This is a genomic window from Mycobacterium sp., from assembly GCF_050701675.1.
Taxonomy (GTDB): domain Bacteria; phylum Actinomycetota; class Actinomycetes; order Mycobacteriales; family Mycobacteriaceae; genus Mycobacterium.
Genome location: NZ_JBOGDD010001149.1, coordinates 1 through 16,491, shown reverse-complemented (window position 1 = coordinate 16,491; position 16,491 = coordinate 1). Strand labels below are relative to the sequence as shown.

Here is a 16,491-nt window from a genome sequence, read left to right as displayed (position 1 = left end):
CGGACCCACATCGGTTCGATCACCTGGCGATCTCAATCCTCGCCGTGCTCGACCTGAGCGAGAGTGCCGCCGTGTTTCTCGAACGCGAACAGCTCTTCAAGCGCAAGCTCGGCAGCGTCGCGCATGGACTGAACGCCGGCTGATCGAACCGAAGCAGGTCAAGGCCACCGTAGATCCGGGTCGCCTTGGATCGCTTTGGGCGGCTCGCTCTCCCCACGTTGCAACACTTGCCAGGCGTTCTTCCTGCCGTGCGCGCATCATCCCACGCGACGGACGCGGTCAGTGCTCTCGATCAGCCAGATCCCCTTGTCGAAGGAGTGCGCTTGCGCGCGCAGCCAGACGTGAAGGTCGGTCAGGTCGATCAGATCCCAATCCCAATCGAGCGGGCACGTCTCGCCAACGACCAAGGCCGTGTTTCTCCCGTACGATTTCGTCAGCTTCTTCTCGATTGCTACGACCAGACCGCGCACGGTGTGGTCTTGCGGCGTACGGGCGAACTGCATCGGGTGGGCCTTGCCCACGGCGACCAGGGCGTTGTTCTTTCGTAACGAATCGATCGAATGGGCGGTTGACCGGCCGCGCAGACCCTTGATGTCGTCGCCCCGCTCCTGCATCAGGGTGATCTCGACGTTGAGCGTCGCACCCAAGTCGTCCACGCAGCGAAAATCGGGCGCGTCGCCGTGCTCGACCACCCGGAATCTGGTCCCATGCTCCTCGTTGTACCAAGGGAGGAACAGCCCGATCGCGCGCTGCTCGACGCCGCGAGTGAAGTTCATGGGCCGCAGCGTAGCAGGCGGCGAGCTGCGTGAACCAGACGAGTGCTACGATCGTGGCGAGCAGCCTGCAGTGGTTCCTTGACGGACTTCGCCAAGCGCGTATCCATGGCCCCAGATGGCGATGTTCTCGACGCGAAACCTCGACCGAATGCTCGATACGATCGCACCGGTGATCGGCAATAGCGAGGTGAAGTGGCTGCGGCGCCGGCTGCGAAAAGGCGGCAATCACGGGATCGGGGCTGAATGGGAGATCGCGATCCTGTACGGCCTCTCGCGGGTCGGCATCATCACAGCGATCCCAGAGCGTGCCGGCGCGTCAAGACTCGACATCCTGTTCGCGCCGCACGCGGATCCTGCCGCGGTCGTGCAGGTCGAGGTGACTGCGATTTCTGACGCGGATCGCGACGATCGTCTGGTGCGGAACACGCCGGTTGAGCGCCGCTTGCGAAAGAAGGGCGATCAGAGCAATGGCACATCTCTGGAGTATCCCGTCATCGTCGTCCTGGCGGACAACGACTGCTTTGCACTCAGGCGCAGCCCACACACGCGGGTTCCTCCTGCCGAAGACATCGTCGACCTGATCCTGGCAGGACGTCGCGAGTGGCGCGAGGGACTGTGGCTGATGCAGTCGGAGGTTGCGCCGGCGGCACCGGTAGTGTCGGGTGTGCTGCTTCTGGCCGTCCGCGATCTCTTGACGAGTGGCGGGCTTGGCGTGCGGCTCACGCCAACCTATGTCGGCAACCGCCTGCTGCCGCCGGTCTCCACGAGCGTGATCTCGGCGCTTGAACAGGCGCTGCACCACCTACCACCGCTGCGCCAGTCACCGATGCGGGCGCGGGCACGAGCAACAGATCGTTTCTCCGATCACTATGGCGGCGGATTCGTTCGGGCTGGCAAGACGCGCACGCAATTCTACCTGTCGCTGGGTGGCGTGCGAGCCGTGATGAGCGATGAGTTGCCATTCGACCGCTTCATCCACGACCATCGCGACATCGCCAGGTGGATCTGTCTGGCCGTCGAGCAGGGACGATACCTGACCGCTGCCCACGTCGAGATCTGTTCCGACGTCGACGATGATTGGTTAGTTTTGGAATTCACCGTAGACGAAGGTACTGCACCGACCACCGTCATCGACAGTCCAACGATAGCCAAGAATTGAAGACCGAGCCATGGATCAGGAAGAGAAGCTGTTGTTGAACAGCGTGGCGCGGTTGGTCGCTGGTCCTGCTCACGACGTCGAATTGTACCTCGACGAACGCGGAACACCGGGCACGGACCGCAGATTCATAACGGCAGGCGTCCTCGTCCATGGGACGGCACGCGACGTCGCGACGGCGTGGACTCAGTACTGGAATGACCGGAGACTGGGTGGCAAGAAAGGGCGAGACCTCACGCGAGACCAGCTGATCAACGTTGCCGAGTTCTTGATCACTCAACCGGTTCTTCCGGTCGCGGTGTTCAGCTTGCTGGACCCGGAAGAACTTGACCAGCTCCGAGCATTCGCTGTGAAATTCAAGGCGAGCAAGAGCCCGTTAAAGAAGTTCAAGAAGATGTCGCCGGCCAGCTGGTTGTGGAAGTGCCAAATGAATCAGGCGCTGATTCATGCAACTGCGTCCTTCCTCGCCTTTCGTGGGCGGATTGGTCGCGGCGTTGTCTACCACGACGAGATGCATGAAGAGCCCGAGAAACGTGAGCACTTCCGCAGGGCGGTAGTGGAGCGCACGCACTCTCGACACGTACAAACCATCTTGCACCAGCACGCACCGGCACCGGTTGCGAAGATGCTTGCGAGGAGCCTGCCCGGCGAGTGGCGGATCGAGATGTCATCCAAGGGGGCGCTTGCACGGCTGGCTGACGTGATCTGCGCGATGTTCGGTCGGTTCCTTGAAGATGAGTGGCGAGAGCCGTGGGAGGTGCTGCGTCTGACGCACCGGCGTGACAGCCGGGAGCCGCCGTGCTTAGGACGCGAAGTCACCGACGCGGTTCGGGCGTGGCTTGCCAAGCTCTACGAGAGTAGCGATCCAGACCGCTAGGCCGAAGGCATCACAAACGGTGCTGATTGACGCGGATGTCTACATCCCGATCTGCTCGAAGACGCGAGCGCGAGGCGCTGTTCGATCTGTACGCTATGAACCTGGCGCTGTGGGTGCCTGAACATGCAGGCAGATTTGGCTGCCCTGTCTGCCTTCGCATCTGCGACCGCACGATGCTGAGCGAACTCACCCGCGCACACATCATCCCGAGGTCCGTCGGCGGGCGGCTGACAACGCTCGTCTGTCGTGAATGTGACAGCCGGAGTGGTACCGCCTTCGATCGCCACGTGGCCGACGAGTACCAGCTCAACCGTTGGCTGCGTGGGGAGCAGAGCCTGCCCGTTCGGGTGACGTCCGGCGATGCGCTGCTCACCGCAGACTGTCGCCTTGATGGAGATAGACTCACCTTCGAGTACTTGGCATCGCACTCGACGCCCGGCGCGATGGGGGCAGTTGCGGCGGGGTGGAGCGCGGAACCCACCAAGGTGCAGTTGCCCGGCTTCAACGGGAAGCGTGTGCTGCGGTCCCTGATCTACTCCGCGTACCTCATGCTCTTCCGGCAGCTGGGCTACGAGTACGCCCTTTCGGAGCCGGCGGCGCGCGTCCGGCAGATCATCGGCGCACCGGTCGACGCCGAGCCGCCCTGGAGGTTGGTTATCACCGCGCGCGAAATCCTGGGCGACATCGACCCCCGGACATTGGTGCCATCGATCAGCATCGTTACGTGCCCATCTGAACTTGCATGCTTCGCGATCGCTCTGCCCTCTCCAGTCGAGGGCTCAGATCCGCGGTGCGTCTTCCTGCCAGGATTTGGAATTGCCGGGCGGCTGGCCTTCGAGCGCATCCATGCGCTCGACGCTATCCCACGCCTGCGTCTGACGTCGTTGCCGACCTACGAGCGGGATCGGCTGACAAGTGCTGGCGACAAAGGATTTTTCCACTGGATGTGGCAAGAGGTCACCCAATCGCGCGGCAGCGCATGACAGCGTGCCGGGCAGGCGGGGCTGAGCGGCGGTGAAGACGTACACGCGAGATGTGCGCGCTAGAGGCGGTTCGGCGTCACACGCGATCGCATGCTCGTCGAAGAGGGCTCGCTCCTTAACGAGTGCGGGTGAATCGGCCCAGCGGCTGTCACCGCCGCTGCTTGACTCCAATCGCTGCATTGTAACTAGTGCACCTTTCGCGGTTTTCCGCCGCGGATGGGGTGCGTGTGGCTCGACTTGAGGAGATAACAAAAGGCGCCGCGGTCAAGGGCGTCCTGCCGGACCAGTCGGTCTCGGTCGTCGACGTGCAGTGGCACGGCTCGAACACCGTCACGCTGACCTACCGCGACGCCGCCGGGAAGGTCGATCAGGAGCTGCTGTACCGCGACCGCGAGCCGACCCTGGGGACCTGAGATGGAACCCGGTCAGCTCAACTGGATCGCCAACTTCATGTGGGGCATCGCTGACGATGTCCTGCGCGACCTCTACGTGCGCGGCAGGTACCGCGACGTGATCCTGCCCATGACTGTCTTGCGCCGGCTGGACGCAGTGCTCGAACCGACCAAGCAGGCCGTGCTCGACATGAAGGTCTCGCTAGACAAAGCCGGGATTGCCAACCAGGACCAAGCGCTGCGACAGGCCGCGGGGCAGGCGTTCTACAACATGTCGAAGTTCACCCTGCGGGACTTGCGCAACCGCGCCAGCCAGCAGGCGCTGCGAGCGGACTTTGAGGCGTACCTCGACGGCTTCTCGCCGAACGTTCAGGAGATCCTCGACAACTTCGAGTTCCGTAACCAGATCCCGCGCCTGTCGAAGGCGGACGCGCTCGGCACGCTGATCGAGAAGTTCCTCGACCCCTCGATCAACCTCGCCCCGACGCCAGTGGTGAATCCGGACGGTACGCAGAAGCACCCCGGCCTCGACAACCACGGCATGGGCACGATCTTCGAGGAACTGGTCCGGCGGTTCAACGAACAGAACAACGAAGAAGCCGGCGAGCACTGGACGCCGCGCGACGCGGTAAAGCTGATGGCGCGGCTGGTCCTGCTGCCGATCGCCGATCAGATCGAGTCCGGCACCTACCTGGTCTACGACGGTGCCTGCGGCACTGGCGGTATGCTGACCGTCGCAGAGGAGACGCTGCAGCAGCTGGCGAAGGAGCACGGCAAGCAGGTGGCCACCCACCTCTATGGCCAGGAGATCAACGCCGAGACCTACGCGATCGCCAAAGCTGACCTGCTGCTCAAGGGCGAGGGCGATGCGGCCGACAACCTGGTCGGCGGTCCAGAGCACTCGACGCTTGCCAACGATGCCTTCCCGTCACGCGAGTTCGACTTCATGCTCAGCAACCCGCCCTACGGCAAGAGTTGGAAGAGCGACCTGGAGCGCATGGGCGGCAAGGAAGGCATCAAAGACCCGCGGTTCGTCATCGAGCACGCTGGCGACGCCGAGTACTCGCTGATCACCCGCTCCAGCGATGGGCAGATGCTCTTCCTCGCCAACCTGCTCTCGAAGATGAAGCACGGCACCACACTCGGCAGCCGCATCGCCGAGGTGCACAATGGCTCGTCGCTTTTCACCGGCGACGCCGGCCAGGGTGAGAGCAACATCCGCCGCTGGGTCATCGAGAACGACTGGCTCGAAGCGATCGTCGCACTGCCGCTCAACATGTTCTACAACACCGGCATCGCCACCTACGTCTGGGTGCTGACCAACCGAAAGCCCGCGCACCGCCGGGGCAAGGTGCAGCTCATCGACGCGACGCAGTGGTTCAAGCCGCTGCGCAAGAACCTCGGCAAGAAGAACTGCGAGCTGTCCGAGGACGACATCACGCAAATCTGCGACACGTTCCTCAAGTTCGAGGAGAACGAGCAATCGAAGATCTTCCCCAACGCCGCGTTCGGGTACTGGAAGGTGATGGTTGAGCGCCCGCTGCGACTGAGGGGCATCGACCCGACCCGCGCCTACGCGCCGAAAGAGATCAAGGCTCTGAAGAATAGCGGGCAGCCGGACGAGAGCGCTTCGCCGGTCATCAAGAAGATCCACAAGTCCGGCAAGGTCGAGCCCGATCCGTTGCGCGGCTCGTTCGAGGCGATCATCGGCGGCAAGGCGTGCGTGGTCGAGTATGAGCCCGACTCCGAGCTGCGCGACACCGAGCAGGTGCCGCTGCTCGAAGACGGCGGCATCGAGGCCTTCATCCGCCGCGAGGTCCTGCCGCACGCGCCCGACGCCTGGTACGACCCGGACAGCGTCAAAACCGGCTACGAGGTCAGCTTCACCCGCTACTTCTACAAGCCTCAGCCACTGCGCACGCTGGAGGAGATCCGCGCCGACATCCTGGCGGTCGAGAAGGAAACCGAGGGGCTATTGAGCGAGATCATCGGCGGGCAAGTGCCATGAGCCAGCCGTCCGCTCGCCGCGGATACTCCGTCCGAGTCTTCCTGCCCGACGGCGACCCGGACGGGATCAAGGTAGTCGAGAAGTCCAACTGGACGGGCTCCGGGCTGGTCGTGCCGCGAGCACTGTTTGCTGAATCGAAGAGCCGCCCAGATCTGGCGCGAGCCGGCGTCTACGTGCTCGTAGGTCAGTCAGAGCTATCGCCTCTGCCCCAACTATACGTCGGAGAGGGTGACCCGATACGCCCTCGCCTGGAGCAGCATGCCAAGAGCAAGGACTTTTGGACCCATGCGGTACTCTTCACGAGCAAGGACCAGAATCTCAACAAGGCGCATGTTCAGCATCTGGAAGCGCGCCTGGTCGCCCTGGCGACGGCATCGAAGCGCTGTGTGCTCGATAACGGCAACGCGCCTCAGCCGCCATCATTGTCCGAGGCTGACACCGCCGACGTCGAGGGATTTCTTGACGATGTCCTACTGTGCCTGCCGATCCTGGGCTACGGCTTCTTCGAGTCGGCGCCGATCGCATCACCGACCGCGACACTGCTCTTCCTCAACGCCAAGGGCGTCAGCGCGCAAGGCTTCGAGTCGGTCAAGGGATTCGTGGTTCGCAAAGGGTCACAAGCCGTGAAGGAGGACAGGCAGGCGCCCTCAATTCATGCCTACCTCCGGCAGACCCGAGCCGAGCTGATTGATCAGGGCGTGCTCGTCGACCGCGGCCTGGTCTACGAGCTGGCGCAGGACTATGCTTTCTCGTCGCCATCGACTGCCTCGGGCGTCCTACTCGGTCGGTCCTCCAACGGCCGCGTGGAATGGCAGACCGCCGATGGGCGAACCCTCAAGAGCATCCAAGACACTGAGGCGCGTGGATGATCCAGTGCCTCGCACCCTATCCCGCTTACAAGCCTTCCGGCGTGCCGTGGCTCGGAGACGTGCCATCAAGTTGGGATGTACGACGGAACGGACGTCTCTTCGTGCAACGCAATCAGACCGGCCAGTCGGATCTGCCGATCCTGGAGGTGTCGCTGCGAACTGGCGTGCGAGTGCGCGACTTCGATGCATCGAACCGCAAGCAGGTGATGAGTGACAAAGAGAAGTACAAGCGGGCGCGCGCGGGGGACATCGCCTACAACATGATGCGTCTGTGGCAGGGGGCGGTCGGTGTGGCGCCCGTCGAAGGACTTGTCAGCCCGGCCTACGTGGTTGCCCAGGCGCTGACGGGGACCGATCCGCGATTCTACGAGTACCTGTTCCGCACCGACGCCTACATGAACGAGGTCAACAAGTTTTCGCGCGGAATCGTGCCGGACCGCAACCGGCTGTACTGGGAAGATTTCAAGCAGATGCCGTCGCCGTTTCCGCCGCGCGACGAACAAGCTGCCATCGTCCACTTCCTCGCCCACGTCGACCGGCGCATCCGGCGCTACATCCGCGCCAAGCAGAAGCTGATCAAGCTGCTGGAGGAGCAGAAGCAGGCGATCATCCACCGCGCCATCACCCGAGGCCTCGATCCGAGCGTCCGCCTCAAGCCCTCCGGCGTGGATTGGCTGGGGGATGTGCCGGAGCATTGGGAGGTGGTTCGTTTGAAGGAAGTGACGACTCGACTTGAGCAGGGATGGTCACCTCAGTGTGATGCGCAGCCGGCAGGACGCGGTGAATGGGGCGTCCTCAAGGTCGGCTGTGTAAACCGCGATACCTTCGACCCGAACCAGAACAAGAAACTTCCCCCAGCGCTCGATCCGGTTTCGGATCTTGAAGTCCGTGACGGTGACATCCTTGTGAGTCGGGCGAACACTCGCGAGCTGCTGGGTTTGGCGGCGGTCGCGCTCAAGCCCCGAGAGAAACTTCTGCTCTGCGACAAGTTGTTTCGGTTCCGAGCCCAGCCCAACAAGAGCGAAGCGCGCTTTCTTGTGCTTGCTATCCGAGGACGAAGAAGTCGCGCGCAGATCGAATGCAGCACGAACGGCGCAAGCGATTCGATGCAGAACATCGGCCAAGCGGTCTTGCGCAACCTTCAACTCGCCCTTCCGCCTATTGACGAGCAGCGCCGCGTGGTGGCCTTTGCCGACGCAGAGACCACATTGCTTGTCGCTACGATCGATCGCGCCTGTCGTGAGGTCGAGCTAGTACGCGAGTACCGTACGCGGCTGATCGCCGACGCGGTGACCGGCAGGCTGGACGTGCGCGAGGCAGCAGCGAGACTGCCGGCCGAGCCCGAGGAAGCGGAGTGGCTCGCAGACGACGACGCGCCGGTCGAGGGCGAGAGCGAGGGTAGCGACGAAGACCTCGACCCCGTCTCCGAAGAGGCCGAGGCGTGACGACCGACACCAGCGAGCGCGGCCTCGAACGGCTCATCTGCACGGCGCTGACGGGTCTACCTTGCGACGCGAGGCCCGCTGGAGGCATCGTGGCCGAGCCGGGCACGTCGTACGGCGGCTCCGGCTACGTATGCGGCGACCCGACCGACTATGACCGCGAGTACGCCGTCGATCTGGCGCGGCTCAATGCTTTCCTCCGCGCCGCCCGGCCCGACGTTGTAGAGGCGTTCGACCTCGGCAACGCAAGCCCGACGCGGCAGAAGTTTCTCGCCCGTCTCCAGGGCGAGATCGCCAAGCGCGGCGTCATCGACGTGCTGCGCCACGGGGTGAAGCACGGGCCGCATAGTCTCGACTTGTTCTACGGCACGCCTACGCCCGGCAACGTCAAGGCTGAGGAGCGCTACGCGCAGAATTGCTTCAGCATTACCCGCCAGTTGCGGTACAGTCGTGACGAGACGCAGCGCGCGCTCGACCTCTGCCTGTTCATCAACGGCCTGCCGATCGCGACGTTCGAGTTGAAGAACTGCCTAACGAAGCAGACTGTCGACGACGCGGTCGAGCAGTACAAGCGCGACCGCAACCCGCGCGAGCTGCTGTTCCAGTTCGGCCGCTGCGTGATCCACTTCGCGGTCGACGACCACGAGGTGCGCATGTGCACGCATCTCACCGGCAAGGGCTCATGGTTCCTGCCCTTCAACCGGGGCTGGAACGATGGCGCCGGCAACCCGCCCAACCCGGACGGGATGAAGACCGACTACCTGTGGAAACGCATCCTCACGCCAAGCGGCCTCACCGACATCCTGGAGAACTACGCACAGGTCGTCGAGGAGAAGAACGAGAAGACGGGCAAGAAGAAGGCGGTGCAGATCTTCCCGCGCTACCACCAGATCGACGTCGTGCGGAAGCTGCTCGCCGACGCTGGCCAGCACGGGGTGGGCAAGCGGTATCTGATCCAGCACTCGGCCGGCAGTGGAAAGTCGAATAGTATCGCGTGGCTCGCCCATCAGCTCATCGGCGTTGAGAAGGACGACCGGTTGGTGTTCGACTCGATCATCGTCGTGACGGACCGGCGCATCCTCGATCAGCAGATCCGCGACACGATCAAGCAGTTCGCTCAAGTGGGAGCGACGGTTGGAGCTGTGACGGAGGGGTCAGGTCAGCTCCGGCAGTTCATCGAGGGCGGCAAGAAGATCATCATCTCTACGGTCCAGAAGTTCCCGCACATCCTGGCCGAGATCGGCAGCGAGCACCGCGGGCGGCGGTTCGCCATCATCATCGACGAGGCCCACTCCGGCCAGGGAGGCAAGACCTCAGCGGCGTTGTCTATCGCGCTGGCCGAAGGCGGGGCCGAGGGCGAGGACGAGACGAACGAGGACCGCATCAACCGCATCATGGAGGCGCAGAAGCTGCTCCCCAACGCCAGCTACTTCGCCTTCACCGCCACGCCGAAGAACAAGACGCTGGAGATCTTTGGCGATCCCGACCTGCAGGCGGACGGCACGGTCCGGCACCGCCCCTTCCACAGCTACACCATGAAGCAGGCGATCGAGGAGGGCTTCATCCTCGACGTCTTGCGCCACTACACGCCGGTAAACAGCTACTACCGCTTGGTCAAGACAGTCGACGTCGACCCCGAGTTCGACACCAAGCGGGCAGCGAAGAAGCTGCGTCGCTTCGTCGAGAGCCACGACCACGCCATCCGGTTGAAGGCCGAGATCATGATCGACCACTTCCACGAGCAGGTGATAGGGCTCGGCAAGATCGGCGGGCAGGCGCGGGCGATGGTGGTGACCAGCGGCGTCGAGCGCGCCATCCAGTACTTCCACGCCTTCCGCGACTACCTGCGGGAGCGGAAGAGCCCGTACCAAGCGATCGTGGCGTTCTCGGGTGAGCACGAGTACGGCGGCGCCAAGGTGACCGAGGCGTCGCTCAACGGCTTCCCCGCGAACGCGATTGCCGACCGGATCACCGAAGACCCGTACCGATTCCTGATCTGCGCCGACAAATTCCAGACCGGGTACGACGAGCCGCTGCTGCACACGATGTACGTGGACAAGGTGCTGTCCGGCGTGAAGGCGGTGCAGACGCTGTCACGCCTGAACCGCGCACGCCAGCAGAAGCACGATGTGTTCGTCCTCGACTTCACGAACGACACCGACACGATCGAGGCCGCCTTCGCCGACTACTACCGCACCACCATTCTCAGCGAGGAGACCGACCCGAACAAGCTGCATGACCTGCAGGCGGCGCTGGACGGTTGCCAGGTCTACGCGCCCGAGCAGGTCGACACGCTGGTCGAACTCTACCTGTCCGGCGCCGACCGCGACCGCCTCGATCCCATCCTCGACGCCTGTGTGGCCACCTACAAGGAACAGCTCGACGAAGACGGCCAGGTCGACTTCAAGGGCAAGGCCAAGGCCTTCAACCGCACGTACGGCTTCCTCGCCTCGATCCTGCCGTACACCAACGCCGGCTGGGAGAAGCTCTCCATCTTCCTCAGCTTCTTGGTGCCCAAGCTGCCGGCACCCAAGGAGGAAGACCTGTCCAAGGGCATCCTCGACGCCATCGACATGGACAGCTACCGGGTCGAGAAGCTGGCCGCGCGCAAGATCCAGCTGGCGGACGCCGACGCCGAGATCGGCCCCGTGCCGACCAGCGGCGGCGGCCACAAGCCCGAGCCGGAGTTGGACCGGCTGTCGAACATCCTCAAGACGTTCAACGACCAGTTCGGCAACATCTCGTGGACCGACGCAGACCGCGTGCACCGGCTGATCACGCAGGAGATCCCGGCGAAAGTCTCGGCCGACACCGCGTACCAGAACGCCCGCAAACACTCCGACAAGCAGAACGCCCGCATCGAGCACGACAAGGCGCTCGCACGCGTGATGACCGCCGTGCTTGCCGACGACACCGAGCTGTTCAAGCAGTTCAGCGACAACGAGTCGTTCCGCCGGTGGCTGACGGATACGGTGTTCGGGCTCACCTACGAGCCGGATGTCGTGCCGTAGAGCATACGTATGGCCCTGACTGTGTTCATCAGCCATGCCGCGCCGGATGCCGACGTCGCCAGTGCCCTGCAGAGGTGGATCGAGGAGATCTTCATCGGCGGCATTCGAGTGTTCGTCTCCGGCGACGGAAAGAGCATCACGCCGGGTGCGGATTGGCGCGGAGTCGTGGAGGACAGTCTCCGACAGGCGGGCGTGGTACTCGTCGTCTGCACTGAAACCAGCCTCTCGCGCCCCTGGGTAGGATTCGAGGCTGGTGCGGGGTGGATGAACGCCGCCAAGGTCGTACCGCTCTGTTATCATGGAATCGGTGTCGGCGACCTACCGCTGCCGTTCAGCGCGAGGCAGGGTCTCGATCTGGAGGATCAACGCGACCAGTCCGGTCTCCTCGCTCTGCTGGCCCGCGAAGGCGGCTTCGAGGGGAAACGTATCGAATACCGACCGATCGTCCTGCCCCCTCGCCACCATGGTGTCGCAACGCTCAAAGCGCTTGACGCACAGCAACGGAACGTAGGTCTCGACCGACCCCAGCTCGTTCTCGAAAAGGCGTACGTGGTCGACGAGACCCTCGGCATCCAGACGAAGTGGGACGACAACTCGACAATCACAACGAGCGGCACTGTTGCAGGATCGGGGCATGACCCCGGCGCCCGCATGACCAGGCGCGCGCGCCCTGCGCAGGTGGCGAGGATGCGCATTCGCAATCTCGCCACCACAGCGCATCCATCCGGACAGGCCAAGAAGACAACGGCGCGGCTTCGCTTCGTTGACGAAACAGGCGACACCGTGGTCGATGTACCAAGTGCCCGATGGACGGAGGCGCCTGCAGTAGCGTTTCCCGCGTCGCGCACGGATGTGGGCCGCATGGATTTCGGGATCGGCGAGTCCCACAACTTGGACGTGGCGTTCAAGTACTGCGACAGCACCGTGCCGTATGCTCTCGACAACGAGGTGATCGTTGCCACACCGAACTGGGAGTCGTTCGCCTATGCGTTGAGCAAGGGACGCCGCTGGACCGTCCTGGTCGACTTGGGCGGTGACGTAAGGGAAACGCTACGTGGAGAGCTGCGGCTGATCCGAGACAACGAAGGGCACGCAGGCCGGATCGAATTTCGTGAGTTGTCCGCAGGAACGCAGATCCCGAACAGCCGTGCGGAGTTGGAAGAGGCGTTGCGGGGAGTTCTCGGTGAGATCAATCACAATCTCACCATCAAGCTCCCGAACCTCTTTGACCGGTCTGTCAGCTCGATAGTTCCCGAGCATGGTCACCTTGATGTTGCACTCGCCAAGGCAGGCGGATTTCCGCTTGCGGTTCACGACCCGGTCCTGAACGATGCGCTCGTGGAACTTCGGCGCGCAACCAACGCGCTTTTCCCCGACGCCGTCGAGCGATCACTGGTGAGGCACCTGTACAATCCTTATCCGGGCGCCGCGAAAGCGGCGAGAGACGAGATCGTCAGATTCCTCAACGGTTCCCCGTAAGCCGAGGATGCATCCGCGGGAGGCTCACCGGGCGTGGGGACGTGTTGGTAGATTCGCTGACCGTCACGCCGAACGAAACGACCGCGGCGCGCCCGGCCTTCGTATGGCAAGCCAGGATCTTGCGCATGGTGCCAGCCACGCTAGCTTGACGGCGATGGAGCGCCGATCGACTGCGTGGCCTCGTTCCGTCGGTGTTCAAGCCCTGCGTACAGCTCTGGAATCGAGAACATGCCGCCGAGTTCCCGGTCGGGGACGGCCCTGCTTCCCTTATCGGGGGACGGTGTCTCGCCTATCGTCCTTGGGACGGATCATCAACACGTCGGAGTGGACGCCGCGACGGCAACGTGAACACCGATGACGGAGCATCTGCACCAGCCCTTCGATGCCTACATGGCCCTTGTAGCCCAGCGAGCACCGGAGCAACGCCCGAGGCGAGGCGGCAGTCCTGTCGCCGTGATTCCAAATAGGGCGGCCGGGATCGCAGCTACGGTAAACGCACTCCAGGCATCGACGCAATTCAAGGAACTCGTTCGCGCGACGCGAGACGAGTTTCGCGATGATTTCCATTCGGCAAAGTCGGATGATCGCTGGAGCCGTGCGGTATCGACCTTCTTCAAGGTGGGCGGCTGCTACGGCGAGCCAGTCTGGCCGGCCGCTCCATCGGATCTCTTCGATGCCTATTGCAATGCTTTTCGCCAACGGGTGCGGACGATTCGCTACCTCGCTCTCTTGGAATTCACCGAGTTCGCAAGACCGCGCTTGGATTGCGGCACCTTCGAGATACGACGATTTTCCAAGGCTGAGTTGGATGTGTTCCTCCGATCGGATGTCAGCCGATCCTTTTACGGCTACGCTGTCGCAGATACTGCTCAGCTCTGTGCCTACTGGTTCCTGGTGGTTCAACGAGAGGAGGCCGTTCGTCCGGTCTCCACGATCATGACCGTCGATCTAAGTGCGATGGGGTCCGCTTTCCCATCGTATCGTCTTCCTCCCGCACCGATCGAAGAAGCTCTTCGCGTGCTCGCGCTGTTCGACTGGGAGCTAGCGACGCCAAGCGCGCGTGGTGAGCAGCCAGACGGCTGGATGCAACTCCAGATTCCTCTCTTCCTTGAGTCCAGCGACCACCTCCTTGATCCGCCGCGCGCAGCGCCAGACACGTCTGTGTTGGCAACGGAGACAAGGGCTGATGTCGATGGTGAGGAGTTCGAGGTTCGAGTCATCGACGTTGAAGTCAGCGAGGGGGCATGTGGACAGTTGGAGGGGTTCTGCTGTCGAGTGAATAGTGCTCTGAGGAAATTCCCATCTGGCCACCACTGGCACTTCTTCGAGGTGGCGATGACGTACTTCATCCGTGCCTTCCTTACGAGGGGTATCGACCAGCTGTTGTGGCACATGACGGCGCTGGAAGCGCTCCTGGGTGGTGGACCACCCGAGCCTATCCAGCGCGTGGGTAAGCGACTTGGCGTCATACTCGGCGACACGCGCGCCGTGGAAGAAAAGATCAGGAGACGCTTCAAAGAGCTGTACGCCCTACGCTGTGATCTCGTTCACGGGAACCGGGTTCTCGATTCGATCGCTGCCACGGAACTTGCGGATACGCGACAGTTGGCGCGGAAGGCGATGCTTTGGTTCGCGCACGGGCTTCACTTGCTGCAGTCGGAGGCGGCCATGACCAACTGCACCGAGATGCCTTCGCGGACAGAGCTGCTGGCGGTTCTGGATTTTGACGAGAAACAACGCAGGCAAGTTGGCGCACTCATTGCCCAGCTCCCACCTATGTTTCCGCGGATTCGCGAATGGTTGGTATAGGCCGGTCCCATTGCGTCGTCCGCTGGACTGCCCTCGGATCACGACGGGGTGGAGACCGCGCGCACCTGTCCGTTGGTACGGAGGCGAATACAGCCGTGGCTCGCGACGCGGGTTGAAAGCGACAGGCGTCGGCAGGAGTCGACCCAGCGGCATCGCCATGCACGACCTCGTCTGTCGCTGCGGTTCCTCAGACCAAGGCTGCGTTACAGACGCCCAGATCGCCTCCGCGTGCCGCGAGGTAGTGGTGTTCCCCTCGTTTCGGTACAGCTCGTCGAGTGACTCTACCTGAGTCGCATAGTGCGGTGAATTCGCGCAGACCCTGGATTGGCAGCGCGCTCGATTCGTTCGATGATGACGGCGACCGCAAACGCACGCCATCGGAAGATCTCACGGTCGCGGGGGCGCGGCTAGTCTGCACCCGAATGCAAGTCGCCATGAGGTCGGCCGCGCCGCTTTTCAACAGCCCATCAGCGCGGCCCTCACGGCCCCAATCAGCTCGTTGATCTCAACGTGCCCGTCGCCATCTCGGTCGGCAGCCGGGCACTCTGTGGGCGCGGTGCTACCGAGTGCGACGTTCACCGCCAAAATGAGATCGTTGATCGTCACGGTCCCGTTCCCGGCACAATCACCAGCGCATAGCGGGGCCGTTGCGGTTGCTGTCACCGTGGACGATGGTGCGACGGTCTCGGTGGCAGTCCCCGTCGGTGACGGCGGCTGCGTCTCGGTCGCAGTCTGCGTCGACGTGAGTGTACCGGTCGCCGTGGCAACAGGCGTCTCGGTCGGTGTCGCACTCACGGTCGCCGTATCGGTCGGCGTTGGTGTCCGGGTCGGCAGGAGGCAAGCGCCGCTGCTCACAACGGACACGTCGTCGACGAGCCAGCCAAGGAAGCCGTTGTTGAAGGCGTCGGTCGTATCAAAACGCCATCGGAGTTGGACCCGGCGGCCGACGTACGGGCTCAGATCGACCGTCTCATCGCGAAACTCCGCTGGGCCGTTCGCGTAGGGACCGGCAAGCGTTGCGAAAGCGCCATCGTCCTGGGCGATCTCGACGGTCGCCGAATCGAAGCTGGTGTTTTCCTTCACCAACAGATGGCGGAACAGGAGCGAGGCGTCAGCCACCCCATCCAGATCAATGATCGGGGAGGTGAGCGTGCCTTCATTGTGCCCGCCGGTGTCGTAGTTACAGGAGTGATCCTGGCCATAGTAGAAGGCCGAGAACAGGGTGTGCTCGTGAGATTCAGCGCCGCACATCGTCGAACGATGCCAGAGGCCGGTCGCCGTGAACCCCGCCGCATCCATCTCGAAGTTCAGACACGCGGTCGGCGGCGGCACGGAACGCGCGTACAGAATGTCAGTGTCATCGCCGATCGTCGATCCGAGCGACTCGTTGCTCGACCATGCGGTGACCCAGATACCGGCCCGGTCGGTCTCGATGCGGGCGCCGGTGGGCAATTGCCCTGCGTCACCGCCGGTCTGCAGCAACGAGGCCGGCGTCCACGTCTCCGCGCTGTCGAAGGATCGCGCCACGTATAACCTGCCGCCAGACACCTCATTCGTGCTGGCTTCCCAGACCGCGACCCACGTCCCCTTGCCGTCGGTGCTGACATGCGGATCTTGGTCGTTCAATCCATCGTTGGTGCCGTATGCGTTGAGCAGCGCGGCCGTTGACCACGTCACCCCGTCATCGGA

Annotated in this window: 12 protein-coding genes; 10 read left to right on the top strand and 2 right to left on the bottom strand. The window is 63.2% G+C overall.

The window, feature by feature from the left end; translation table 11 throughout:
* Positions 1–257: 257 nt before the first annotated feature.
* Entirely contained in the window at positions 258–692 is a 435-nt protein-coding gene (locus tag ACRDUX_RS35595) for a hypothetical protein (RefSeq protein WP_526421358.1), read from the bottom strand.
* A 199-nt stretch (positions 693–891) separates the two neighbouring features.
* Here ACRDUX_RS35595 and ACRDUX_RS35590 point away from each other — a divergent pair, with 199 nt between their 5' ends.
* From ACRDUX_RS35590 to ACRDUX_RS35545, 10 genes are all read left to right on the top strand, one after another.
* The gene (locus ACRDUX_RS35590) at positions 892–1,935 is read left to right on the top strand and encodes a hypothetical protein (RefSeq protein ID WP_526421356.1); all 1,044 of its coding nucleotides are present in this window, start codon (positions 892–894) and stop codon (positions 1,933–1,935) included.
* A gap of 10 nt (positions 1,936–1,945) precedes the next feature.
* Entirely contained in the window at positions 1,946–2,809 is an 864-nt protein-coding gene (locus ACRDUX_RS35585) for a hypothetical protein (RefSeq protein ID WP_526421354.1), read from the top strand.
* A gap of 95 nt (positions 2,810–2,904) precedes the next feature.
* Positions 2,905–3,792 (top strand): HNH endonuclease, encoded by an 888-nt coding sequence (locus ACRDUX_RS35580; protein ID WP_526421352.1) that lies wholly within the window; start codon positions 2,905–2,907, stop codon positions 3,790–3,792.
* A gap of 227 nt (positions 3,793–4,019) precedes the next feature.
* Positions 4,020–4,205: a DUF8742 domain-containing protein gene (locus ACRDUX_RS35575; protein ID WP_526421350.1), complete on the top strand. Its 186-nt coding sequence runs from the start codon at positions 4,020–4,022 to the stop codon at positions 4,203–4,205.
* A 1-nt stretch (position 4,206) separates the two neighbouring features.
* The gene (locus tag ACRDUX_RS35570; protein WP_526421348.1) at positions 4,207–6,192 is read left to right on the top strand and encodes an HsdM family class I SAM-dependent methyltransferase; all 1,986 of its coding nucleotides are present in this window, start codon (positions 4,207–4,209) and stop codon (positions 6,190–6,192) included.
* A complete protein-coding gene (locus ACRDUX_RS35565) occupies positions 6,189–7,061 on the top strand; it encodes a GIY-YIG nuclease family protein (protein WP_526421346.1) in 873 nt (290 codons plus the stop codon). The genes ACRDUX_RS35570 and ACRDUX_RS35565 overlap by 4 nt, the downstream gene beginning before the upstream one ends.
* Positions 7,062–7,162: 101 nt before the next feature.
* On the top strand, positions 7,163–8,506 hold the full coding sequence (locus ACRDUX_RS35560) for a hypothetical protein (protein ID WP_526421344.1): 1,344 nt from the start codon (positions 7,163–7,165) through the stop codon (positions 8,504–8,506).
* On the top strand, positions 8,503–11,514 hold the full coding sequence (locus ACRDUX_RS35555; protein ID WP_526421342.1) for a type I restriction endonuclease subunit R: 3,012 nt from the start codon (positions 8,503–8,505) through the stop codon (positions 11,512–11,514). Before ACRDUX_RS35560 ends, ACRDUX_RS35555 begins: the two co-directional genes overlap by 4 nt.
* Positions 11,515–11,523: 9 nt before the next feature.
* Positions 11,524–12,993, top strand: a complete 1,470-nt coding sequence (locus tag ACRDUX_RS35550; protein ID WP_526421341.1) for a TIR domain-containing protein — start codon at positions 11,524–11,526, stop codon at positions 12,991–12,993.
* 354 nt (positions 12,994–13,347) lie between these two features.
* Positions 13,348–14,802 carry a hypothetical protein gene (locus ACRDUX_RS35545; RefSeq protein ID WP_526421339.1) on the top strand — a complete coding sequence of 485 codons (1,455 nt, stop codon included), beginning with the start codon at positions 13,348–13,350 and terminating at the stop codon, positions 14,800–14,802.
* Positions 14,803–15,258: 456 nt separating this feature from the next.
* Here the strand turns inward: ACRDUX_RS35545 and ACRDUX_RS35540 are convergent, their stop codons facing one another.
* Complete coding sequence (locus ACRDUX_RS35540) at positions 15,259–16,284, bottom strand: hypothetical protein (RefSeq protein ID WP_526421337.1); 1,026 nt, start codon at positions 16,282–16,284, stop codon at positions 15,259–15,261.
* Positions 16,285–16,491: the final 207 nt, after the last annotated feature.

Excerpts from the sequence above, each read along its gene's own strand:
- ACRDUX_RS35590 (WP_526421356.1), top strand. The coding sequence starts at position 892 with ATGGCGATGTTCTCGACGCGAAACCTCGACCGAATGCTCGATACGATC.
- ACRDUX_RS35585 (WP_526421354.1), top strand. The coding sequence starts at position 1,946 with ATGGATCAGGAAGAGAAGCTGTTGTTGAACAGCGTGGCGCGGTTGGTC.
- ACRDUX_RS35580 (WP_526421352.1), top strand. The coding sequence starts at position 2,905 with ATGAACCTGGCGCTGTGGGTGCCTGAACATGCAGGCAGATTTGGCTGC.
- ACRDUX_RS35570 (WP_526421348.1), top strand. The coding sequence starts at position 4,207 with ATGGAACCCGGTCAGCTCAACTGGATCGCCAACTTCATGTGGGGCATC.
- ACRDUX_RS35565 (WP_526421346.1), top strand. The coding sequence starts at position 6,189 with ATGAGCCAGCCGTCCGCTCGCCGCGGATACTCCGTCCGAGTCTTCCTG.
- ACRDUX_RS35550 (WP_526421341.1), top strand. The coding sequence starts at position 11,524 with ATGGCCCTGACTGTGTTCATCAGCCATGCCGCGCCGGATGCCGACGTC.
- ACRDUX_RS35545 (WP_526421339.1), top strand. The coding sequence starts at position 13,348 with ATGACGGAGCATCTGCACCAGCCCTTCGATGCCTACATGGCCCTTGTA.